Genomic DNA, 22,209 nt, shown 5'->3' with positions numbered 1-22,209 from the left:
GCCTTGAGGTAGCCAATCGGCAGAGAAAGGAAAAACGAAAATCTTTACCCCTGAGAGAAAGAAATTCTTTTGGATACGCGATTTCTGGAGAGCTTTCTGGCGGTGGTCGACCATGGCTCCATCGTGGCAGCCGCGCAGGCGCAGGCGTTGACGCCCGCAGCGGTCAGCCAGCGCATACAGGTGTTGGAACGACAGTTGGGGCAGGGGCTGCTGGATCGGCGGGCCAATGCCTCTGCGCCCTCGGCTGCGGCGCGCGATCTGCTGCCCGCGATGCGGCGCATCGTCAGCTTGGCGCATGATTTGCAGCGCAGCGCCGATGCCGATGTGGTGCAGGGCGTGTTCCGGCTAGGGGCGATTTCAACCCTGCTGACCGCCAGCGTGCCGGGGCTGTTGATGGATCTGCGCCGCCGCGCGCCGCAGCTGGAATTGCAGATCACACCGGGTTCGTCGGCGGCGCTGTATGACGCGGTGCTGTCCGAAGACCTGCACGCGGCGCTGATCGTCGCGCCGCCGTTCCCGACACCGTTCGGGTTGCAGCAGCACGCGCTGCGCAGCGAGCCGTTGCGGCTGCTCGTGCCCGAAGATCACCCGGCGCGGACCGCCGAGGCCGCCTTTGCCGACCTGCCGTTGATCGCCTATGACCCCGAAAGCTGGGGCGGGCAGATCGCCGCGCGCTATCTGGCGGATCGCGGGATCATGCCGCATGTGCTGTGTGCGCTGGACGGGCTTGAGGTGATCTCGGATCTTGTGGCAAGCGGCATTGGCGCGTCGCTGGTGCCCGATTGGGCCGGGCTGAAAGGCGCGCGGGCCTTGCTCGATGGCGCGGCCTATCAGCGCCGGCTGGTGTTGCTGACGCGCACGGCGCCCGACCGGTCCGCCGCGCGCCGCCTGATCGTCGACAGCCTGATCAGTACCCCGCCTGCCGATTGACCAGATGCACAAAGGGCACGCCCGCTTCGCCCCGCCTGATGTTGTCGGCGATCACCGCCGCACTGGTCTCGACGCGCACCAATGACGCGACATGCGGGCTGACCGTGACCTTGGGGTGGGCGCGAAACGGGTGATCCTCGGGCAGGGGTTCAACGCGGAACGTGTCCAGCGTGGCGTGGCCAAGCGCGCCGCTGTCCAGCGCGGCGATCAGGGCGCTATCGTCGATCAGCGAACCTCGGCCCGGGTTGATCACCACAGCGCCGGGGGCCAGCAGCGCCAGCGTCGCCGCGTTCAGCACGTTTTCGGTCTGCGGTGTCGTGGGCAGCAGGCACACCACCATGTCGGCGCCCGAGAGCGCATCGCACAGGCCGGCATCGCCGCTATGGGCCGTGATGCCGGGCAGGGTGCGGGGGCGTCGGCTCCAGCCGTGGGTGTCGAACTTCAGCGCGGCAAGGGCGCTGGCGCAGGCCTCGCCCAGCTCGCCGAGACCCAGAACCGTCACCTTGCGATCCCGCGCCAACGGCGGGGCGACCTGTTGCCATCCCTGCGACGCGGTGATGTAGTGATCCATCCCGATATGATGACGCAGCACATGGGCGGTGACGTATTCGATCATCCCCTCGCGCTGGCCGGGGTCGACCATGCGCGCCAGTGGCAGGGTCAGCGTGGGGTTGTGCAGCACCTTGTCGACCCCGGCCCACAGCGACAGCGCCGCGCGCGCACGGGTGTAGGGCGTGAAATCAGAGATCAGCCCGTTGGGGCTGAAGACGATGTAATCCACCTCTTCGGGGGGCAGATCTGGGGCAACATGGGCCTTCACTCCGGCGGCGTCCAGCGCCTTGGCAATCGCGGGTTGAAACTGCGCGACCGCATCGTCGGGGGCCGAGATCAGGATCTGGAGGGGGGTGTCGGTCTTGGGGGAGGTCACGGGCGGGTTCCTGAAAATTGCGATGCCCCGGCTATTCCACAAGCGGGTGGGATTCTTCAAATTCCGGGCGCGGCGCGGGCGCGAGCCGGGGCCTGAACCATCGCAAACGCGTGGATTTCGCCGGGTCCAGCTGGCGATATGCCCAAAGTTTACGCAGATTTTCCGGGGTGTTTGGCCGGGAAGACGCGGAACCGTCACGGCGAGGATGCGGCTTTCAGCCTGTTTAATATCCAAAATTATTTGTTTAATAACAGGTATTTATACTGAAAGCTCTACTGCCCCTGAACCTATCCGAATTCCTATAATATAATCTGGGTTTATACTTATACTCTTCAGATAATCCTGTTTTATCTGGCGTCCAGCGTCCGCCGCCCCGAGTTTGGCGGCACAGCGCATGCTGACAATGCGCGATCCAACAGGAGACCTCCCCCTTGTCCTTCAAACTCGCATCTCTTGGCGTCATCGCCGCTCTGCTTGCCACCACCGCCGCCCATGCCGAGGGCGAGCCGCCCGCCGAAATCGCCCCGATCAAGGACAGCTACAAGGCGGGCATCGACGGCACCTTTGCGCCGCATGCTTTCCCGTCGCTGGATGGCGGCATTCAGGGCTTCAACGTCGATATCGCCGCGGCGATGGCCGAAAAGCTTGGCGTCGAGATCGAAATCATCGCCGGCCAGTACACCGGCCTGTTCCCCGCGCTGCATTCGGAAACCTTTGACTATATCGCCGCGCCCACCACGGTGACCGAGGAACGCTCCAAGACGCTGCTGTTCACCGAAGGCTTCATGGAAACCAACTTTGGCTTCGCCGCCAAGCCGGGATCGGGCATCGCCAGCATCGAAGACCTCAAGGGCAAGACCGTCACCGCCAACAAGGGCTCGCTGTACGAGACATGGCTGACCGAACGGGCCGAGGAACTGGACCTGACCGTGCTGACCTTTGGCACCTCGTCCGACGCGCTCGAGGCTGTGACCTCGGGCCGTGCTGATGCCAGCATGGCGGGCATGACCGCGACCGCATGGGCGGGCAAGATGAACCCGAACCTTGAATTCGCCTTCCAGATCAACACCGGCCTGTCTTGGGCGCTGCCCTTCCGCCGCGAAGATTACGCCACGCGCAACCTGTTCGATTCCGCGCTGGAATGCCTGAAGATCGACGGCACCATGGCAAAGCTGTCGGAAAAATGGTTCGGCATCACGCCGCAAGAGGGCGAGCTGATCGTCACCCCCTCGGCCGGTTACGGCACCCCGGGTTTCGAGGGCTACCAGCCCGACGAGCACGAGGCCTCCTGCACCTTCGGTTGATCCGCGCTGCGTGATCTTTCTGGCCGGGGCGCAATCCCCGGCCACCCTCTATACCCTCAGGCTTTTCGCATATGTCGGCATCCCAGCCCCTTCCCACGCTTGAAATTACCGCGCTTGAAAAGCGCTTCGGAGATACGCAGGTGCTGCGGTCCATCGACCTCAAGGTCGCCAATGGCGAGCTGGTGTTCGTGATCGGCCCGTCGGGGTCTGGCAAATCCACCATGCTACGGTGCTGCAACCGGCTAGAGGAGCCGACCTCGGGCGCGATTCATGTCAACGGCAAGCCGATGCTGGGCATCACCCGGCGCGATCTGGACCGGATGCGCCTGCAGGTGGGCATGGTGTTTCAGGGCTTCTTTCTTTACCCGCATCTTTCGGTGCTGAAAAACGTCACGCTGGCGCAGCGCAAGGCGCTGAAACGCCCCGCCGCCGAGGCTGAGGCCCGCGCGCTGGAAATGCTCGACAAGGTCGGACTGAAGCACAAGGCCAACGCCATGCCCGGCGAGCTTTCGGGCGGGCAGCAACAGCGCGTCGCCATCGCCCGCGCCCTTGCGCTCGACCCCAAGGTGATGCTGTTCGACGAGCCGACCTCGGCGCTCGATCCGGAACTGGTTGGATCGGTGCTCAAGGTGATGCGCGATCTGCGCGAGGGCGGCATGACCATGATCGTCGTCAGCCACGAGATGCAATTCGCCCGCGAGGCCGCCGACCGCGTGGTGTTCATGGATGGCGGTGTGATCGTCGAACAGGGCACCCCGGACGAGATCTTTGGCAACCCGAAGTCCGAACGCCTCCGCGCGTTCCTGTCGCGTGTGTCGGGCGAGGCCGCCTGATGGATTTCGGCAATGTCTTTCTGAACCCCGAAATCATCGCGACCTATATGCCGCAGATGGTCCGGGCGGTCTGGGTCACCATCTGGATTTCGGTGCTGGTGGTGATTTCGGGGCTGGCGCTTGGGGCGTTTCTGGCGGGGCTGCGGGCCTATCAGAAACGCTGGCTGGCGTGGCCCATCGTGCTGTTTGCGGACCTCATGCGCGCGCTGCCGCCGCTGGTTTTGATGCTGATCCTGTTCTTTGGGCTGCCCTCGCTGGGGGTCATCCTGTCGGACTGGTTCGTGCTTTATCTGGTGCTGACGCTGGTGCTGGCGGCGTTTGTCGAAGAAATCTTCTGGGCCACGCTGACATCCCTGCCGCGCGGCCAGTGGGAGGCAGGCGCCGCCACCGGCCTGTCGTTCAACCAAGTGCTGGTCAACGTGATCTTTCCGCAGGCGGTGCGCACCAACATTCCGCAGCTGGTGAACCGCTCGCTGACCATTTCCAAGATGACGGCCTATGGCTCGGTCATCGGGGTCAAGGAAATCGTGTCGGTCGCAGGCTCGGCGCAGGCGTTTTCAGGCTCGGCCACGCCGCTGACCATGGCCGCGATTGCCTATCTGATCATCTTCTTTCCGGCGATGTTGCTATCACGCTACGTCGAAAACCGGTTCCACTACGACCACTGAGGGACCGACATGGACACCATCATCAACGCCTTTTTCAACATCGACATCATGCGTCAGGCAGCACCTTTGCTGCTCAAGGGGGCATCGGTCACGCTGCAACTCTGCGCTGTCGTGGTCGTGCTGGGCATTTCGGGCGGGCTGGCGCTGGGGCTGTTGGCCTCGTCGAAAAACGCCGCCGTGCGCTTGCCAGCCTTCGTGTTCATCGATGTTTTCCGCGCCATCCCGCCGCTGATCCTGTTGATCCTGATCTATGCGGGGTTGCCGTTCATTGGCATCCGCGTGACGCCCTTTGTCGCGGTGTGCATCGCGTTCCTGCTGAACAATTCGGCCTACTTCGCCGAGATCTTTCGCAGCGGCATCAAATCCGTCGCGCGCGGGCAGACCGAAGCCGCCCGCGCCACCGGGCTCAGCCCCGCGCAAACTCAGGCCTACGTGATCTTGCCGCAAGCGGTGCGCAACGTGCTGCCCGACCTGCTGTCCAACGTGGTCGAGATCGTCAAGCTGACCTCGATCGCCTCGGTCGTGTCCCTGACCGAGCTTTTGTACAGCGCCAACATGGCCCGCGCCGTGACCTATAATTCCTCGCCGCTGGTGATGGCGGCCCTGATGTACCTTGTTGTCTTGTGGCCGCTGGTGCGCGTGATCTCACGCTTTCAGCGCGGCCTTTCGATCAGCAGCTAAATTCTGGAAGAGACTGAAACGATGACACGAATGATCCTTGCGGCCGCACAGATGGGTGGCATCCAACGGGCCGAAACCCGTGACGAGGTGGTGGCCCGGATGCTGGCGCTGATGGCGCAGGCGCATGACAAGGGCGCGGGCTTTATCGCCTTTCCCGAAATGTGCCTGACCACCTTCTTTCCGCGCTTTTACGTCGAGGACCGCGCCGAATTCGACCATTGGTTTGAAACTGAAATGCCCGGCCCCGCGACGCAGCCGCTGTTCGATGCCGCCAAGGCCTATGGCATGGGCATGACCTTTGGCTATTGCGAGCTGACCCCCGAGGGCGAGCACTACAACACCGCCATCATTGTATCCCCCGATGGCGAGATCACGCTGAAATACCGCAAGATCCACCTGCCGGGCCACGCCGAATACGAACCCGAACGCACGCACCAGCATCTGGAAAAGCGCTATTTCCTGCCCGGAGACCTTGGGTTCAATGTCGCCCGCAGTCAGGACGTGCTGATGGGTCTGGCGATCTGCAACGACCGCCGCTGGCCCGAGGCATGGCGCGAGCTGGGCCTGCAAGGGGTCGAACTGGTGTGCATCGGCTACAACACGCCGTCGCAGAACAACCTGTCCAAGGCCGAGGGGCTGGAACAGCGGCTTTATCACCACGAGCTGTCGATCTGCGCCGGGGCCTATCAGAATTCGACCTATGCTGTGGCCGTTGCCAAATGCGGGCTGGAGGATGGCAACCACATGATCGGCGGTACGATCATCGTCGATCCCGACGGGTTCGTCATCGCCAAGGCCCAAACCGAAGGTGACGAGCTGATCACCGCCGAGGCCGATTTCGCCAAATGCGCCTTTGGCAAATCCACAGTATTCAACTTTGCGGCCCACCGCCGGATCGAACATTATGGCCGCATCGCCACCCAGACGGGCGTCAAGCTGCCGGAGTAACCTCATGTCATTCGATACTGTCATTCACGGGGGCCAGATCGCCACCACCGAGGGCGTGACCACCGGCGACATCGGCATCACCGATGGCCGCATCACCGCCATGGCCGAAAAGCTGCCCGGCGGGACGCGGCGCATCGATGCGGGCGGGCGCATCGTCATGCCCGGCGGCATCGAAACCCACGCCCATATCGCGCAGGAAAGCTCCTCGGGGGTGATGACGGCGGATGATTACCTGTCGGGGTCGATTTCGGCCGCGTTCGGGGGCAATTCGTCGTTTATCCCCTTTGCCGCGCAGCAGCGCGGCGAAAGCGTCGATGACGTGTTGAAAACCTATGACGCCCGCGGCGCGCGCTCGGTCATCGATTATTCCTACCACCTGATCATTTCCGACCCGACGCAAAAGGTGCTGGCCGAGGAACTGCCCCGCGCCTTTGCCCGTGGCATCACCAGTTTCAAGGTCTTCATGACCTATGACCTGATGAACATCGGCGATGGGGGGATGCTCGATATCCTGACCGTGGCGCGCAAGCATGGCGCGATCACCATGGTCCATGCCGAAAACAACGACATGGTCAAATGGATGAACCGCCAGCTGGCGGACCGTGGCCTGACCGCGCCGCGCTATCATGCGATCTCGCGCCCCGAACTGGCCGAGCAAGAGGCGATCAACCGAGCGGTGCAGCTGGCCAAGCTGGCCGATGCCACGCTGTTCGTCGTGCATGTGTCTACCGAGGGCGGGGCCGAGATCATCCGGCGCGAGCAATTCAACGGCGCTAAGCTGTTCGCCGAAACCTGCCCGCAATACCTGTCGCTGACCCGCGACGATCTGGACCGTCCGGGGATGGAGGGGGCGAAATACATCTGCTCTCCGCCGCTGCGCGATGCGGCCACGCAGGAGGCGCTGTGGCATCACATCCGCATGGGCACCTTTGTTGGCGTGCATTCGGATCACGCGCCGTACCGCGCGGACGCCACGGGCAAGTTCGTTAATGGGTTCGATGTGCCCTATCCCAAGCTGGCCAATGGCATGCCGGGCATTGCGCTGCGCCTGCCATGGCTGTTTTCCGAAGGTGTCGTCGCCGGGCGCATCACGCTGGAACAGTTCGTTGGCCTCAGCAGCACCAACACCGCCAAGGTGTTTGGTTGCACCACCAAGGGGCGTCTGGCCCCCGGCATGGACGCCGACATCGCCATCTGGGACCCGGAGGCGCGCCATACCGTGACCCTCGCCGATCAGCATGACAACATGGATTACACCCCGCTTGAGGGCCGCGAGCTGACAGGCCGCCCCGAAACCGTGCTGACGCGCGGCGCGGTGGTCATCGACAAGGGAACGCTTGCGGCGCGCGAAGGGCAGGGGCGCTTCTTTGGCCGCGCGCCGGTCGATCTGCGCGCGCGCCCCGGTGCGATGGTCAAGGAATTCGACCCGGCGCAGAACTTTGGCGCGGAGCTGCGCGGATGATCGATATCCTGCTGGTGAACCCAAATTCCTCGGGCACCGTGACGCGCGGGATGGATGCCACCGCCCGCGCCATGCTGCCCGCTGGGCTGAGCTTGTCGACGGTGGATCTGCCCGGCAGCCCGGCGACGATCTACACGGACGAACATGTCGCGCGGGCGGGGCTGGATCTGCTGGATCTGGCGCGCGCCACGCCTGCGCGGGCGGTGATCACCGGGTGTTTTTCCGACCCCGGTCTGGATCTGTTGCGCGCCATGCCGGACGGCCCTGTCGCCATTGGCTGCCAAGAGGCGGCGCTGCTCTCGGCCATGGCCCGCGCCGACCGGTTCGGCGTCATCGCGCTGGGGCCCGCATCCATCCCGCGCCATCTGCGCAAGATGCGCATGATGGGGGTCGAGGGCCGCCTTGCGGGCGAGCTGCATCTGAACGGCGCCTCTGCCGAATCCGGCATGCGCGACCCGGCCACCTACGCGCTGATGCGCGCGCGGGCGATGGAATTGGGCGACATGGGCGCAGGGGCCATTGTGCTCGGCTGCGCCGGAATGGCGCTGATCCGTGCCCGGCTCGAGGCGGAGACCGGCCTTGCGGTGATCGACCCGGTGTCGGCGGCGATGGCGCAGGCGGTGGCCGCGTTGCAGGGCGACCCCGCGTTTGATTTCGACATAAGCGAATGACCACCGGGTCTGACAAGCTGCCAGACACCTCGATGCGGTTGCTGGAGATTTTTGCCGCGATGATGGGCCAGCGCACCACCGTGGCGACGGCTGAAAGCCTTGGGATCTCGCAGCCTGCCGTATCCTCCGGTTTGCGCCAGTTGGAAAATCAGCTGGGGCTGACGCTGTTCGAACGCACGGGGCGGCATCTGGAACCCACGCTCGAGGCGCGCAGCCTTTACGAAGAAATCCGCCCGCTGTTCGGCATCGTGCGCAGCTTTGGCATGCGCGCGCGCGATCTGCGCAACGGGCGGGTGGGGCGGCTGCGGGTGATCGCGACGCCGCCGCCGGGCTATTCGCTGATCCCGCAGGCGATGCGCGGGTTTCTGGACACGCGCCCTGATGTCACGGTCAGCTTTGACGTGCGCCGGCTTGGCAACGTGCTAAGCGCGGTGCAGACCGGGCAGGCCGATGTGGGCGTGGGTCTGACCAACGGGCGGCTGCCGAACGTCAATACCGAGGCGCTGCGGGTTGGGCAGATGGTCGCGCTGCTGCCCCACGATCACCCGCTGGCGCGCGATGCCACGGTCAAGGTCGGCGCGCTGACCAACGAACGCTTCATCGGCATCGATCAGGAAAGCCACCTTGGCCGCATGGTCTCGCAAGCGTTCGAGGACGCAGGCGTCACCTACCATCCGCAGCTTGAAACCCGCTATTGCCAGACCGCAGCCTCGCTTGCCGCCAATGGCATGGGGGTGTGCATCGTCGATCCGTGGTCGGCGCAGCCCTATCTGGCGGCGCAGGCGGGCGGGCAGCGCTTGGTGGCGCGCCCCCTTGCGCAGGAATGCCCGATCCATTGCATGATGTTCACGCGCCGGGGCATTCCCCATTCCGGCCTGTTGAAGATCTTCATGGCCGAGATCCGCCGCGCCTCGGCGTCGCTGGATTACCCGGGCCTTACCTGCCCCGCACCCGCCCTGCCACCGGAGACCTGACATGCCCCGATCCATTGCCATCACCGGCGGCGCGGGCTTTGTCGGCCTTGCCCTTGCCGAGGCTCTGCGCGCGCAGGGCGATCGCGTTCTGCTGTTGGACATCGCGCCCCCTGATCCGCTGCTTTTTGCCCGCCCCGAGCTTGCGGGCACGCAGTTCCACCCCTGTGACATTCTGCAACCCGAGGCGCTGGCCAGCGCGCTGCGCGCTCATGCCAGCGATGCGCTGATCCACGCCGCCGCCATCACGCCCAACGCCGAAACCACCCGCAACCAGCCGCTGCGCATCGCCGAAGTCAACGTGCAGGGCGCGCTGAACACGCTGCGCGCGGTGGCCGATGCGGGGGTGCGCGATATGATCCTGCTGTCGTCGATTTCGGTTTATGGCAGCCGTGGCAGCCCCGGTGCCGATGTGTTGGACGAAAGTGCCGCCGCTCCGAACAGCCTGTACGGTGAAACCAAACAGGCCGCCGAAACCCTGTGCGCGCGCATCGCTCCGCTGTTGGGGGTGCGGCTTGCGACGCTGCGGCTGGGGGCGATCTTTGGCCCGTGGGAAAGCCTGCGCGAGGCGCGGCCCGACATGTCGCCCCCCGGTGAGATCCAGCGTATCGCAGCGCTTGGCCGCCCTGTTCGGCTGGCCAATGAGATGCGCAGCGATTGGGTGTATTCGCGTGACGCGGCAATGATGATCGCGTCGGTGCTGCCCTGCATGGACGCGGCCGAGGGGTGCATTTTCAACATCGGCGGCGGGCATGTGTTTGCCCTGACCGACTGGGCGCAGGCGATGGGCCTGCCCGCACCACTGATCGACCCGGATCAGCCCGATATTGCGCCTCGGTCCGATCCGCGCCGCCCCCCGATGTCGATCACGACACTCAAGGCGCTGAGCGGCATCGCCGGCAGTCGCCCGATGATCGACGCCGTTACCGATGAACGCCGCTGGCGCATCGCTCAACCGGAGATCTCCCATGCCCCTGACAGGTAAAAGCGCCCTTGTGACAGGGGCCTCGTCCGGCATTGGCCGCGCCATCGCGCTGCGTCTGGCGCAGGCGGGCGCGACCGTCTGGGCCAGCGACATCACCACCGATGTGGTCGAAGGCGGCCCGCTGGTGGCCGAACCGCTGGCGCAGATGTCTCCCGCCTCGCGTTTCGCGCAGCTGGACGTGCGCGACCACGCCGCCTGCGCGCAGCTCTGCGCCGACATTCACCGCCAGCACGGGCGGCTGGACATCGTGGTGCCCTCGGCCATGACGCCGGGGCGCGGCAGTTTGCCGGACACCACGCCCGAGGATTGGCGCCGCGTCATGTCGGTCAACATGGATGGGATGTTCAACATCCTGTCCGGGGCGCTGGCGCAGATGCGCGACCAGCCCATCGTAAACGATGAACGCGGGCGCATCGTGGTGATCGGCTCGCAACATGGCATGGTCGCCGCACCGGGGGCGTTTTCCTATGGCGTGTCCAAGGCCGCCGTATTGCAGATGATGCGACAGGTCGCCGTGGAACACGCAGACGAGGGCATCATCTGCAACGCCGTGTCCCCCGGCAAGATCCTGACCGGCAAGACCGGCCCGGCGGTGGCCGAGGATGTGCTGGCCTATTCACAGTCTCGCACGCCGCTGCCGCGCCTTGGCCGCCCGGCGGATGTGGCCGGGGCGGTGGTGTTCCTTTGCGATCCGGCCACCACCTACATCACCGGGCACAACCTGTTGGTGGATGGCGGCTGGATGGCGGGTTGAACATGCCGCGGCCAGCTTGGCCCGCCGCCATCCACGTCTGGCGCAACGCCGCGAGACGTAAGGGCGACGCCAGATGCCGACGCGCAAAGCAGGAAACCCGGCCCGAGCTGTTTTTCTGGGCGCTGCGCTTGGCCAATGTGCAACGCGATACCGCCCGCATCGCGGCCTATTCAGGCCGACCGACCTTTACGGAGATCGCAGAATGAGCCTTGATCTGGTGATACGGGGGGCACGGCTGTCTGACGGGGCCGCGCCGGTGGATATCGGCATCAGGGGCGGGCGCATCGTCGATATCGCGCCGGACCTGTCCAGCGAGGCCTCGACAATGGACGCGGGCGGCGGGCTGCTCATCCGGGGCTTTGCCGACAGCCACCTGCATCTGGACAAGGCCTGCATTCTGGATCGCGCGCACAACCAGACCGGTACGCTCAAGGGCGCGCTGGACGCGGTGACCGCCGCCAAGCGCGATTTCACCACCGCCGATGTTTACGCACGCGGCGCGCGCGTGCTGGACAAGGCCATCGGGCAGGGCACGACGCTGATCCGCACGCAGGTGGAAATCGACCCGGTGATTGGGCTTGCCGGGTTCGACGCGGTGCGCCAGTTGCGCGCCGATTACGCCTGGGCGCTGGATCTGCAAATCTGCGTCTTTCCGCAAGAGGGGCTGTTGAACTATCCCGGCACCGAGGAACTCCTGCGCGCCGCCCTGACCCAAGGCGCCGATCTGCTGGGCGGGTGCCCCTATACCGACACCGACCCCGTTGGCCACATCGCCCGCATCTTTGCCATGGCGCGCGAGTTTGATGTCGATCTGGATGTCCATCTGGATTTCGATCTCGACCCAAGCTGGCGGCATATGGATGAGATCGCCCGCCAGACCATTGCCCACGGGATGCAGGGCCGGGTGGCGATTGGCCATGTCACCAAGCTGTCGATGCTGCCGCCGGACCGGCTGGCCGACAGCGTAGCGATGCTACGTGATGCGGGCATCGCGCTGACAGTGCTGCCTGCGACCGACCTGTTCATCACCGGGCGTGATCATGATCATGGCGTGCCGCGCGGCGTGGCCCCGGCGCATGTGTTCCACGCCGCGGGGGTGTGCTGTACGGTTGCCACCAACAATGTGCTCAACCCGTTCACGCCCTATGGCGACTGCTCGCTGCCGCGCATGGCGAACCTGTTCGCCAATGTCGCCCAGCTGGGCGAGACGGGCGATCTGGACCGCTGTTTCGCGATGATCAGCGACGATCCCTTCCGCTTGCTGGGCCATCGCGCCGATATCACGGTCGGGTCCCGCGCTGACCTTGTGTTGTTGCCCTGCGCCAGCCGTGCCGCCACCGTGGCCGAAATTGGCCGCCCCCTGTGGGGAATGCGCGCCGGGCGGATGAGTTTTGACGCGCCCGCCCCGCGCCTTTTGAAACCTTGACGACAGCAGAAAGACCCAAGCCATGAGCGACCTTGTCATCCACGCCGGAGAGTTCACCTTCGACGCCAAATTCGAAGCCGATGCACCCAAAACCGTGGCGGCCTTTCGCGCGGCCATGCCCTTCGTCAGCCAGATCGTGCATGTGCGCTGGTCGGGCGAGGGCGTGTGGATCCCGCTGGGCGATCATGACTTTGGGGTGGGGTATGAAAACCACACCTGTTACCCCGCGCCCGGCCAGATCATCCTTTATCCCGGTGGCATCAGCGAGACCGAGATCCTGCTGGCCTATGGTGGCGTGAACTTTGCCTCCAAGGTCGGGCAGCTGGCGGGCAACCATTTCATCACCATCACCAGCGGGCTGGAAAATCTGGCCACGCTGGGGCGCGCGACCCTGTGGAAGGGCGCGCATGACATCCGGTTCGAATTGAAATGATCCGGCCTGACCACGGGCGCGCCAGATGAACCTGCGCCAGATCGAAGTGTTCCGTTCGGTGATGGCGACCGGCACCACGGTGGCAGCGGCGCAGGCGCTGGGCATGTCGCAATCCGCCGTCAGCATCGCGCTCAAACATATCGAGGCGCAGGCCGGCTTTACCCTGTTCGTACGCAGCGCCAACCGCCTGATGCCCACGCAGGAAGCCAAGCTGCTGTTCGAAGAGGTCGCGCCGCTGTCGGTGATGCAGCAGATCGTCAACCAGCGGGTCAAGGACATCCGGCTTGGCCATATCGGCCGGGTGCGGGTGGTGGCGACCTCCGAGCTGACCGAGGCGTTGATGCCAAGCGTGGTGCAGCAGTTTCTGGACCTTTATCCCGATGTCTACCTGTCGCTGGAAACCAAGCCGCTGCCGCTGGCCATTGCTGCGGTCGAGGACGGGCTGGCGGATATCGGCTTTGCGATGGAGCCCAGCGAAAGCTACGGGATCGAGCTGACCCCCTTTGCCGAATTGCGCATGGTCTGCCTGTGCGCGCGCAGCGATCCGTTGGCCGCGCTGCCGGTGGTGACACCGCGCGATCTGGAATTTTCGCGGCTGGTCTGCCCGATGACGGGGACGGGGGTGGCCGACCTGCTGGCGGCGGCATTTCTGGCGGTGGGCGCGCCGTACAATCCCCGGATCGAGGTGCGGTTTCTGAACGCTGCCGCCCGCATCGTGCAAGAGGGCTGGGGCGTCGCGCTCTTGGATGAGGTCACCGCCCATTCGGGCCGTTACGAAGACCTGACGGTCGTGCCCTTCGAACCCGTCGTGCCGCGGGTGCTGTCCACGATTGCGCCGCGTGGTCGGCCAATGTCTGTCACCACGCAGCGGTTTCGCGATCTGTTCGTGTCGCTTACGCAGGCGCGGCTGGCTGGCTTGCGGGAAGCTGCGCCCTGACCGCGCCCAGCGTGGCGCGGGCCCCATCGACCAGCAGGTTGATCTCGTTGGTGGCGACGATCAGCGTCGCGCCATTGGCCACCGCATGGCCGGGGATCAACGCCGGGGGCAGGCCCATCACGCCGAACCCAAGGCCGTGGGCATGCGCCGCCGCGGCGATGGTGGCAAAGGCGGCACGCACATCTGGGTGATCGAGCTGCCCGGTATGGCCCAGATCGGATGCCAGATCATTCGCCCCGATCACCAGCGCACTCAGCCCCGGTACGGCGGCGATCTCGGCCACGGCATCCAGCCCGGCGCGGCTTTCGATCATCGCGTGCAATTCCACGCGTTCCTCGCTGGCGGCGATCAACTGCGCGGGGGGGACGGCTTCAAACGACAGGATCGCCAGCGGCCCCGGAATCGCGCGGCTGCCCAGCGGCGCAAAGCGGCAGGCGGCCACGATGGCGCGGGCCTGTTCGACGCTGTCCACATGCGGGATGATCACGCCGGTTGCGCCGCAATCGAGCACCCGCGCCAGATCGGGCGAGCCCGGCCCCGTCACCCGCGCCAGCACCGGGAAATCGGCGGCCAGCCCGGTCACGCAAATGCCCGCCAGCGCATCGATGGCGATGCGCCCATGTTCCATATCCACCAGCAGGAAATCATAGCCCGCGCCCTTGGCCACGGGGATCATCTCGGGCAGGCCGACGACGCAGGCGGCCAACCCGATGCGCGGCACGGGCGTGCTTGAAAAACTGGCTGTCATGGACGTCTCGCATTTTTCTAAAGGGCTGATTTTTCGACCTATGGCCGAGCGATTCCGGTTTGGCAACGCAATCAGCGCCCAAAATAATGGCGGTCGTTTTTGTAATAGTCCGGGGTCTTTTCGCCCGGTGATTTTGGCGCAACGCTGACCACCAACGCGACAAACGCACAAGATTTCAACGAAACGAAAGGCGCCGACATGACGAGATCGCCGGATCTTCCTCCTTGGCTGAACAGGGTTGCCGGGCCCGCCACGCTGGCACTGACGGGGCTGCGACGGCTGGTCGATCTGATAGCGGGATTGCTGTTCATCTACATGGCGCTTGCAATCATGGCGCAGATCCTTGGGCGCTATGTCTTTGGCTATTCCATCGCCGGAACCGATGAGACGGCGGTGTTCGCGCAGGTCTGGCTGGTGCTGCTGGGCGCGGGCATCGCTATGCGCAACCGCCAGCATGTGGGGGTGGATGTGTTGATCCGCCGCACGCCCGTGCGGGTGCAGCAGCTGGCGCGGCTGGCGTCCTATGCGCTGGGCATGTGGTTCCTGTATGTGGTGTTCGTGGGCAGCTTTGCGTTGCTGGGCATCGGGATGATGGTGCAATCGCCGGCGCTGCGCCTGCCGATGGCCATCCCCTATGCGGCGCTGCCGGTGGGCATGGCCTATTTCATGCTGGAATTCTCCATCGCCAGCCTTCCTGACATTTTGCGCCCGGCCCAGGCCCGCGCCAACGCGGCGGCTTTGACATGAATATTGCGTTTGGCGGTTTTGCCTTTCTGATCTTTTCGGGCCTGCCCATCGTTCTGGCGCTGGGGGTGTCGGCGCTGATCGCCATCGTGGTGCTGACCGATGTGCCGCTGTCGATCGTGGCGCAGCGGGTTTATGGCGGGGTCAATTCCTTTCCGCTGATGGCAATCCCGTTCTTTGTCGCCGCCGGGATCATCATGGAAACCGGGGGCATTGCCCGCCGCTTTGTGGCGCTGGCAAGCGCATTGGTGGGATGGATCACCGGCAGCCTCTATATGGTGGCGATCACCGCGGGCACCGGGCTTGCGGCGATTTCGGGGTCCGGGTCGGCGGATACGGCGGCGATTGGCTCGATGCTGATCCCCGATATGCGCAAGCGCGGCTATGATGTGGATATGGCGGCGGCGGTGATCGCCGCGTCTGGCGCGATGGCCAGCATTGTGCCGCCGTCCATCGTCATGGTCATCATCGCGATCACCACCAACCAATCCATCGGCGCGATGTTTCTGGGCGGCATCATTCCGGGGCTGTTGCTGTCGGTAGGGCTGTTGTTCGGCACCTATCTGTACGCCAAGCGCGGCGGCATGGCATACAAGGACGTGCAGCCGTTTTCCGGTGCGCGGCTCTGGGCGGCGTTGGTCGATGCGCTGCCCGCCATGCTGGTGCCGCTGATCATCGTTGGCGGCATCGTCGGCGGCGTGTTCACCGCGACCGAGGCTGCCTGTGTCGCGGTGTTTGTCACCGCCGCGATCTCGATCTGGATCTACCGCGAACTGACCATCGCGCAGCTTTGGCCGATCATCCTCAAGACCGTGAGCCTTGCGGCGGCGGTGCTGATCATCGTGTCCACCGCCAGCATTTTCTCGTGGATCATCGCCAGCCAAGGCGCGCCGCGTGCGCTGGATGAATTCCTGCGCGGCGTCACGTCCAACCCGCTGGTGTTCCTGCTGCTGGTCAACCTGTTGCTGCTGTTCGTCGGCATGTTCATGGAAAGCATCAGCGCCATCCTGATCATCATGCCGGTGCTGATGCCCATCGCCATCGGCTATGACATCGACCCGGTGCATTTCGGCGTGATGGCCGCGCTCAACCTGTCGGTGGGGTTGGTGACGCCGCCCTATGGCATCTGTCTTTACATCGCATCGATGGTGGCGGGGCGACGCATCGAACAGGTGTCCTCGCGCGTGTGGCTGCCGCTGATCCCGATGGTGATTGTGCTGGGGCTGACCGCCTTTGCCTCGCCGGTAACGCTTTGGCTTCCCTCATTCTTCTACGACTGATCTCTCTGACCATAAGGAAACGATACATGAAAACCCTCACCTCTCTGGCCTGCCTGCTGTCTGCCGCCCTTGCGCTTCCGGCGTTCGCGCAGGACTACACCCTGCGCGTCGCCCATACCAACGCCGCAGACGAAGTGCAGGACAAGGGCCTGCAAAAGATGCGCGAACTGCTCGAGGCCAAGACCGACGGGCGCGCCACCATCGAGATTTTCCCCAACGGTCAGCTCGGTGATGAGGCGCAGCTGGTCGAACAGGTGATGCTGGGCTCGCTCGACGTGGCGATGACCGCCAATTCCACGATCAGCAACTACATCACCGATTACCGCGTGTTCGACCTGCCGTTCCTGTTCCCGACCATCGCCAAGCTGAGCAGCGTTCTGGATGGCCCGGTCTACGGTATGCTGGAGGATTCCGCCAATGAGACAGGGCTTGAACTGCTGGCGGTCTATTCCTCTGGCATTCGCCACATCATGACCAAGGAAGAGGTCAATTCCATCGACGATCTGAAAAACGTCAAGATCCGCACCATGCAGAACCCGATTCACGTGGATGCGTTCACCGCGTTTGGGGCCAACCCGACGCCGCTGGCCTATTCGGAACTGTATGGCGCGCTGCAAAGCGGCGTGGTTGATGGGGCCGAAGGCGCTGCGACCAACTACACCGGTCAGAAGCTTTACGAAGTGGCGCCCGATTTCGCCATGGTTGGCTGGCTCAACATGACCGCCCCGGTGTTCATGCAAAAGGCCGCGTTCGACATGCTCCCCGAAGACATCCAGACCGCCGTTCTGGAAGCCGGTCGCGAATCCGCCGATTGGCAGCGTCAGTATGTCGATGATCAGGAAAAGCCGCTGCTGGATGCGCTGGTCGAAAAGGGCGTGACCATCACGCAGCCCGACCCCAAGCCGTTCCAGGAAGCTGCCGTGCCGCTGTACAACGCCATGCTGGAAACCGAGACCCAGCAGGCGCTGTTCGACGCGGTCATGGCCACCCCGACCAACTGATCCGGGTGGCGGGATATTCCATCCTGACACGTGCCAGACGGGTCGCCCATCGGGCGGCCCGTTCAGCCGTTTTGTGCCCCATCCAGCGCGACGTCCAGCGCGGAGCGCAGCACCTCGCGATAGGCATCGCTTGGCGGCTGGGTCGGCGGCGCGGTGCGGTCATTGTCCAGATGCCCCAACAGTACCAGACAGGTCTTGAGGCAGGCGGTCGGCGACACCCCCGGCGGTGGGCTGTAGATCGCGCTGACCAGCGGCGCGAGGCGGTCGTGCAACGCGCGCGCGCGGTCCCAATCCTGCGCTTGCGCCGCATCCCACAGATCGACCGTCAGGTCGGGCAGCACGGCGGCAAGCGACACCTGGCTACCCTCGGTCCCGATCAGATAGCCGGTCAGCAGATGTTCATCCCCCGACGCCAGCACGGCAATGTCGGGGAACGCCGCCTTGACTGCGCGGCGATTGGCATCATAGCGGGCGATTTCCCAGCTGCCTTCCTTGATCGCGACCACATGGGGCAGGGCACACAGCGCCAGCAGCGTGTCGAGCGGATAGGCCATGCGCCCCGCCGTCACCGGCGCTTGGTACAGCACCACCGGCAGATCGCTCGCCCCAGCGATCCGGGCGTGATGGTCGACCACCGCTGCAAGCGATTGCCCCAGCGCCCAGCCATTGGGCGGAAACACCAGCACCGCATCGCCGCCCGCTGCGGCTACGTCGCGGGCATGATCCGCCGCCTCAAGCGCGCTTTCGCTGTAAACGCCGCAGGTCAGCCAGGCATCGGGAAAGGCGTCACGCAGGATCTCGACCACCTGACGCTTGGCACTGCGCGACAGTTGCGCGTTTTCCCCGGCGTGCCCGTTGATCAGCAAGCCCTTGATGCCAGCGCAGTCCATCACGCGGGCAACATGCGCCACCAACGCCTTGCGGTCGATGGTAAAATCGGCTGTCAACGGACAAACGGTGGCGGCATGGATGCCATGAAGGCGGGTGGGGTCGAACGGCATGATCTGCTCCGGCTGTGGCGGTTGGCTGATCTGTCGGATGGGGCCCGCCCGAATGAAACCCCTTCGCCGCCCCGCGCGGCATGAAACAACACCCCAAGGCGCAAAGACGCCCAATTCGCAGGCAGGAACGAGGCCACATATGACCTTCGACACCATCATCTCTGGCGGCACCCTTGTCACCGACACCAAGAGTTTTCGCGCCGATATCGGCATCACCGACGGGCGCATCACCGCGATTGCCGAAACGCTCGACGGCGCGGCGCAGACCATTGACGCGACGGGCAAGCTGGTGATGCCCGGCGGTATCGACAGCCATGTCCACCTTGCCCAGCCCTCTGGCCCCGAGGTGGTGATGGCCGATGATTTCGCCTCGGGCACGCTGGCCGCCGCGTTTGGCGGCAACACCACCGTCATGCCGTTCTGTCTGCAGGAAAAGGGCAAGGGCCTGCGCGAGGCGCTGACCGCCTATCACGCGCTGGCGGACGGCAATTGTCACACCGATGTCAGCTTTCATGTCATCGTGTCCGATCCGTCGGCGGGCGTGCTGGGGCAGGATATTCCGGCTTTGGTCGAGGACGGCTATACCTCGATCAAGGTGTTCATGACCTATGACGATCTGGTGCTGAATGATCGCGAATTGCTGGGGGTGATGGACGCCGCGCGCAGTTCTGGCGCGTTTGTCATGGTCCATGCCGAAGGCTATGACACCATCCGTTTCCTGACGGAAAAACTGGAACGGGCGGGCAAGACCGCGCCCTATTACCACGGCCCCTCACGCCCGGTTGCGGTGGAACGCGAGGCGACGCACCGCGCCATCAGCCTGGCCGAAATCGTCGAGGTGCCGATCATGATCGTGCATGTGTCCAATCGCGCCGCGATCGAGGAAATCGAACGTGCCCGCGCGCGGGGTCTGAACATCCGCGCCGAAACCTGCCCGCAATACCTTGTGTTGACCGAAGACGACATGCAGGGCGACGCCATGGAGGGCGCCAAGTTCGTCTGTAGCCCGCCGCCGCGTGGCACCGACGATCAGGAGGCCTGCTGGCAGGGGCTGATCGATGGCACCTTCGATGTGTTCTCATCCGATCACTGCCCGTTCCGTTATACCGAAGAGGGCAAGCTGACACCCAAGGGCGAGAAATCGTTCCGCTACGTGCCCAACGGCATTCCGGGGGTCGAAACCCGCCTGCCGATCCTGTTTTTCGAAGGGGTCACCAAGGGGCGCATCGATCTGAACCGCTTTGTCGCGCTGTCCTCCACCAATCACGCCAAAACCTATGGGATGTATCCGCAGAAGGGCGCGCTCGAGGTCGGCTCGGACGCGGATATCGTGCTGTGGGATGCGGATCTGACCCGCACCATTCGGCAGGAATACCTGCATCACGGCTGCGATTATTCCCCGTTCGAGGGGCTCGAAGTCACCGGCTGGCCCGTGCTGACCATGCTGCGTGGGCAGGTGGTGACGCAAGGCGACACGCTGGCCTCGGCCACTCCGGGCGGGGCCTATGTGCCGCGCGCGCGGTCTCCCCATGCGGCGCAATGAGCGCGGCGATTCCTGACCCTGACCGCCTGCGCGACGTGATCGTCGTGGGCGGCGGGCTTGCCGGGCTGACGGCCGCCTATCGGCTGCGCGAGCGTGACGTGCTGGTGCTAGAGGCGGGCGTGCGCGCCGGGGGGCGGGTGTGTTCGGTGCTGCACGATGGCGTGCCGCTGAACCTTGGGGCGCATATGTTTTCCGGCCCCGGCACCCCGGTGGGCGATCTGGTGGCCGAACTGGGCCTGACCCGCACGCCGATCCGGGGGGCGCTGATGGCGATGTCTCTGGGCGGGAAAATGGTGCAGGGGCGGCCCGAGCTCTGGCCGTTGCGCCTGCCGATGTCGCTGCCTGCGCGGGCGTCCTTTGCGCGGATGGGGCTGCGCCTGCGCTGGGGCGCGGCGCGTATGGCCCGCGCCATGGCCGATGGCACCGATGCCACGTTCGAGGACCACCGCACCCTTGCCGAGTTCATCGGCCCGCTGCACCCACAGGTGTCGGTGATGCTGGCCGCGCTCACCGAACGCTCTGGCGGAGACCCCGCCAGCATGTCCGCAGGCCACGCGCTGCGCAGTTTCACCAATGTCTGGAGCGGGCAGGCCCCCGGCGCAAACCTGACAGGCGGCAGCCAGCGCATGATTGACGCGCTTGTCGATGCCATTGGCTCCGCCAGAGTGCTGACCCAGGCCCCCGTGACCCATGTGCAGAACATGGGCGATCATGTCTGCGTGGACCTTGCGGGCACCCGGCTGCGCGCCCGGCGCTGCATCGTTTGCACCCCGGCGCCGATCACGCGCAGTATCCTGTCCGGGTTGCCAGAGGCTTGCGCGGCTGCGCTTGGCCAGATCGCCTATGGCCCGTTCCTGAGCGTCGCGCTTGGCGTGCGCGGGGCTGCGCCGTGGCGCGGCGCCTATGCGCTTGCCACCCCCGGCGCGCCGTTCAGCGTGATGTTCGATCAAGGCACCGGGCTCGATACCGGCGGGCTCAGCACTTTGATGCTGTTTCGCGGTGCGGCAGGGGCGGCGGAGCTTGCGGCCCTGACCGACGACGCCCTGACCCAGTTGGCGCAGCGCCACCTGCAGGGGCTGTTCCCGGGCGCGGCGTTGCGGATCGAGGCCACGCAGATCGCCCGCTGGCCCCACGGCGCCCCGGTCGCGCTGCCGGGCCGGGCAGCGTTGCAGGCGCCGCTACAGATGCCCTTGGGGCGCATCGCCCTTGCGGGAGATTACTTCCATTCTCCCAACATGGCGGCTGCCATCCTGAGTGCCGACCGGGCCGTCGCCCTGACAGGGGCCGAGCCAGAGCCACTGGCGTGACCGGGCCTGATGCCCGCTGGTCCCGGGCGTCATGAAAGCCCTTGTGAGGCTCGGGGAAACCGGCCCCGTCCCAAGCCAGCCCGGTATAGGATAGCGCAGGCGAACAGCCCCGATTTACCGCAAAGAGGCCACCAGCCTGACGTTGCGTCTTGGGGGCCTTTGCCCGGATCGTCGCCATTCTGGCGCTGATCGCCGTGACCATCATCATGGTCGGCGCCACGCCAAGACTGAGCACGCCGAGACTGTGGGGCCGGGGTTATCGCAGCTATTGCAATCCGATCGCCTACACCGCGCGCGCTACCGGGGCATCCTGCCCGGCGGGATCGCACGCCGTAGATCCTGTCACTCACCGCGCTTGTCGCCGTGGCGGCAATCCTTGCCCGCAGGCTGATCCGCCAGAGCGCCGCCCGATCCACGACATCCCCACCGATACCAAGCCGCCGCCGGGCGTCATCGCGCTGGATTGCTCAGGCCCCGGTGGTAACAACAGCCGTGTCGATCAAAGTCAGGCTTGTGTTGGTATCAAGGTATCTACGGACGCTGTTTCATTCCGCCTCGCCCGGTAACTTACGAACGCTAGCATTGCAGTCGAAACAGGCAGCATGGGCCGAGACGTCACTGCGCGTAAGCCCAACAATTGAGGCCGAGCTGACT

Annotated in this window: 23 protein-coding genes; 20 read left to right on the top strand and 3 right to left on the bottom strand. The window is 65.0% G+C overall.

All coding sequences use genetic code 11. From position 1 onward, the window contains the following. Nucleotides 1-69: 69 nt before the first annotated feature. Nucleotides 70-930, top strand: coding sequence for a LysR family transcriptional regulator (locus Q4543_RS15750; RefSeq protein WP_303439656.1), 861 nt, complete (start codon nt 70-72; stop codon nt 928-930). On the opposite strand, the gene Q4543_RS15745 is transcribed toward Q4543_RS15750, so the two are convergent. After that, entirely contained in the window at nt 908-1,777 is an 870-nt protein-coding gene (locus tag Q4543_RS15745; protein ID WP_303439667.1) for a glyoxylate/hydroxypyruvate reductase A, read from the bottom strand. The genes Q4543_RS15750 and Q4543_RS15745 overlap by 23 nt on opposite strands. Before the next feature lie 512 nt (nt 1,778-2,289). Here Q4543_RS15745 and Q4543_RS15740 point away from each other — a divergent pair. The 13 genes from Q4543_RS15740 to Q4543_RS15680 all read left to right on the top strand — a co-directional run bounded on the left by Q4543_RS15740 (nt 2,290) and on the right by Q4543_RS15680 (nt 13,931). Continuing rightward, nucleotides 2,290-3,162 (top strand): transporter substrate-binding domain-containing protein, encoded by an 873-nt coding sequence (locus tag Q4543_RS15740; RefSeq protein ID WP_216002428.1) that lies wholly within the window; start codon nt 2,290-2,292, stop codon nt 3,160-3,162. Nucleotides 3,163-3,233: 71 nt separating this feature from the next. Further along, nucleotides 3,234-3,995: an amino acid ABC transporter ATP-binding protein gene (locus Q4543_RS15735; protein ID WP_303439653.1), complete on the top strand. Its 762-nt coding sequence runs from the start codon at nt 3,234-3,236 to the stop codon at nt 3,993-3,995. Continuing rightward, on the top strand, nt 3,995-4,663 hold the full coding sequence (locus tag Q4543_RS15730) for an amino acid ABC transporter permease (protein ID WP_216002426.1): 669 nt from the start codon (nt 3,995-3,997) through the stop codon (nt 4,661-4,663). Before Q4543_RS15735 ends, Q4543_RS15730 begins: the two co-directional genes overlap by 1 nt. 9 nt (nt 4,664-4,672) lie before the next feature. Further along, nucleotides 4,673-5,344, top strand: a complete 672-nt coding sequence (locus tag Q4543_RS15725; protein WP_303439649.1) for an amino acid ABC transporter permease — start codon at nt 4,673-4,675, stop codon at nt 5,342-5,344. 21 nt (nt 5,345-5,365) lie between these two features. Further along, nucleotides 5,366-6,292 carry an N-carbamoyl-D-amino-acid hydrolase gene (locus Q4543_RS15720; RefSeq protein ID WP_303439647.1) on the top strand — a complete coding sequence of 309 codons (927 nt, stop codon included), beginning with the start codon at nt 5,366-5,368 and terminating at the stop codon, nt 6,290-6,292. A 4-nt stretch (nt 6,293-6,296) separates the two neighbouring features. Further along, nucleotides 6,297-7,754: a dihydropyrimidinase gene (gene hydA / locus Q4543_RS15715; RefSeq protein WP_303439645.1), complete on the top strand. Its 1,458-nt coding sequence runs from the start codon at nt 6,297-6,299 to the stop codon at nt 7,752-7,754. Beyond that, on the top strand, nt 7,751-8,425 hold the full coding sequence (locus Q4543_RS15710; protein ID WP_303439642.1) for an aspartate/glutamate racemase family protein: 675 nt from the start codon (nt 7,751-7,753) through the stop codon (nt 8,423-8,425). The genes hydA (Q4543_RS15715) and Q4543_RS15710 overlap by 4 nt, the downstream gene beginning before the upstream one ends. After that, a complete protein-coding gene (locus Q4543_RS15705; RefSeq protein WP_303439639.1) occupies nt 8,422-9,399 on the top strand; it encodes a LysR family transcriptional regulator in 978 nt (325 codons plus the stop codon). Before Q4543_RS15710 ends, Q4543_RS15705 begins: the two co-directional genes overlap by 4 nt. A gap of 1 nt (nt 9,400) precedes the next feature. Beyond that, nucleotides 9,401-10,381, top strand: a complete 981-nt coding sequence (locus Q4543_RS15700; RefSeq protein WP_303439638.1) for an NAD(P)-dependent oxidoreductase — start codon at nt 9,401-9,403, stop codon at nt 10,379-10,381. Further along, nucleotides 10,365-11,135 (top strand): SDR family NAD(P)-dependent oxidoreductase, encoded by a 771-nt coding sequence (locus Q4543_RS15695; RefSeq protein ID WP_303439636.1) that lies wholly within the window; start codon nt 10,365-10,367, stop codon nt 11,133-11,135. The genes Q4543_RS15700 and Q4543_RS15695 overlap by 17 nt, the downstream gene beginning before the upstream one ends. A 202-nt stretch (nt 11,136-11,337) precedes the next feature. Next, complete coding sequence (locus Q4543_RS15690; protein ID WP_303439632.1) at nt 11,338-12,561, top strand: amidohydrolase family protein; 1,224 nt, start codon at nt 11,338-11,340, stop codon at nt 12,559-12,561. A 22-nt stretch (nt 12,562-12,583) separates the two neighbouring features. Then, nucleotides 12,584-12,994 carry a DUF3830 family protein gene (locus Q4543_RS15685; protein ID WP_216002418.1) on the top strand — a complete coding sequence of 137 codons (411 nt, stop codon included), beginning with the start codon at nt 12,584-12,586 and terminating at the stop codon, nt 12,992-12,994. A 25-nt stretch (nt 12,995-13,019) separates the two neighbouring features. Beyond that, on the top strand, nt 13,020-13,931 hold the full coding sequence (locus Q4543_RS15680; protein ID WP_216002417.1) for a LysR family transcriptional regulator: 912 nt from the start codon (nt 13,020-13,022) through the stop codon (nt 13,929-13,931). On the opposite strand, the gene Q4543_RS15675 is transcribed toward Q4543_RS15680, so the two are convergent. Continuing rightward, nucleotides 13,888-14,679, bottom strand: a complete 792-nt coding sequence (locus Q4543_RS15675; protein WP_303439630.1) for an HpcH/HpaI aldolase/citrate lyase family protein — start codon at nt 14,677-14,679, stop codon at nt 13,888-13,890. The genes Q4543_RS15680 and Q4543_RS15675 overlap by 44 nt on opposite strands. A gap of 198 nt (nt 14,680-14,877) precedes the next feature. Here Q4543_RS15675 and Q4543_RS15670 point away from each other — a divergent pair, with 198 nt between their 5' ends. The 3 genes from Q4543_RS15670 to Q4543_RS15660 are packed head-to-tail and all read left to right on the top strand — an operon-like array spanning nt 14,878 to nt 17,704. Beyond that, entirely contained in the window at nt 14,878-15,426 is a 549-nt protein-coding gene (locus Q4543_RS15670) for a TRAP transporter small permease (RefSeq protein ID WP_303439628.1), read from the top strand. After that, the gene (locus tag Q4543_RS15665) at nt 15,423-16,703 is read left to right on the top strand and encodes a TRAP transporter large permease (protein ID WP_303439626.1); all 1,281 of its coding nucleotides are present in this window, start codon (nt 15,423-15,425) and stop codon (nt 16,701-16,703) included. The genes Q4543_RS15670 and Q4543_RS15665 overlap by 4 nt, the downstream gene beginning before the upstream one ends. Before the next feature lie 26 nt (nt 16,704-16,729). After that, nucleotides 16,730-17,704, top strand: a complete 975-nt coding sequence (locus Q4543_RS15660; RefSeq protein ID WP_303439625.1) for a TRAP transporter substrate-binding protein — start codon at nt 16,730-16,732, stop codon at nt 17,702-17,704. A gap of 62 nt (nt 17,705-17,766) precedes the next feature. Here Q4543_RS15660 and Q4543_RS15655 read toward each other — a convergent pair whose 3' ends face one another. Beyond that, the gene (locus Q4543_RS15655) at nt 17,767-18,705 is read right to left on the bottom strand and encodes a dihydrodipicolinate synthase family protein (RefSeq protein ID WP_303439623.1); all 939 of its coding nucleotides are present in this window, start codon (nt 18,703-18,705) and stop codon (nt 17,767-17,769) included. A 139-nt stretch (nt 18,706-18,844) separates the two neighbouring features. Between Q4543_RS15655 and hydA (Q4543_RS15650) the strand changes: the two genes are divergently transcribed. The 3 genes from hydA (Q4543_RS15650) to Q4543_RS15640 all read left to right on the top strand — a co-directional run bounded on the left by hydA (Q4543_RS15650) (nt 18,845) and on the right by Q4543_RS15640 (nt 22,121). Beyond that, nucleotides 18,845-20,248, top strand: a complete 1,404-nt coding sequence (gene hydA / locus Q4543_RS15650; protein ID WP_303439621.1) for a dihydropyrimidinase — start codon at nt 18,845-18,847, stop codon at nt 20,246-20,248. After that, a complete protein-coding gene (locus Q4543_RS15645; RefSeq protein WP_303439620.1) occupies nt 20,245-21,555 on the top strand; it encodes an NAD(P)/FAD-dependent oxidoreductase in 1,311 nt (436 codons plus the stop codon). The genes hydA (Q4543_RS15650) and Q4543_RS15645 overlap by 4 nt, the downstream gene beginning before the upstream one ends. Nucleotides 21,556-21,704: 149 nt before the next feature. Continuing rightward, nucleotides 21,705-22,121 (top strand): hypothetical protein, encoded by a 417-nt coding sequence (locus tag Q4543_RS15640; RefSeq protein ID WP_303439618.1) that lies wholly within the window; start codon nt 21,705-21,707, stop codon nt 22,119-22,121. The last annotated feature ends 88 nt before the right edge of the window (nt 22,122-22,209 follow it).

The sequence above is a fragment of the Salipiger sp. 1_MG-2023 genome (assembly GCF_030547555.1).
Classification (GTDB): Bacteria; Pseudomonadota; Alphaproteobacteria; order Rhodobacterales; family Rhodobacteraceae; genus Salipiger.
Note: the sequence above shows the minus strand (reverse complement) of the source record. Positions and strands in the feature narration are given on the sequence as shown.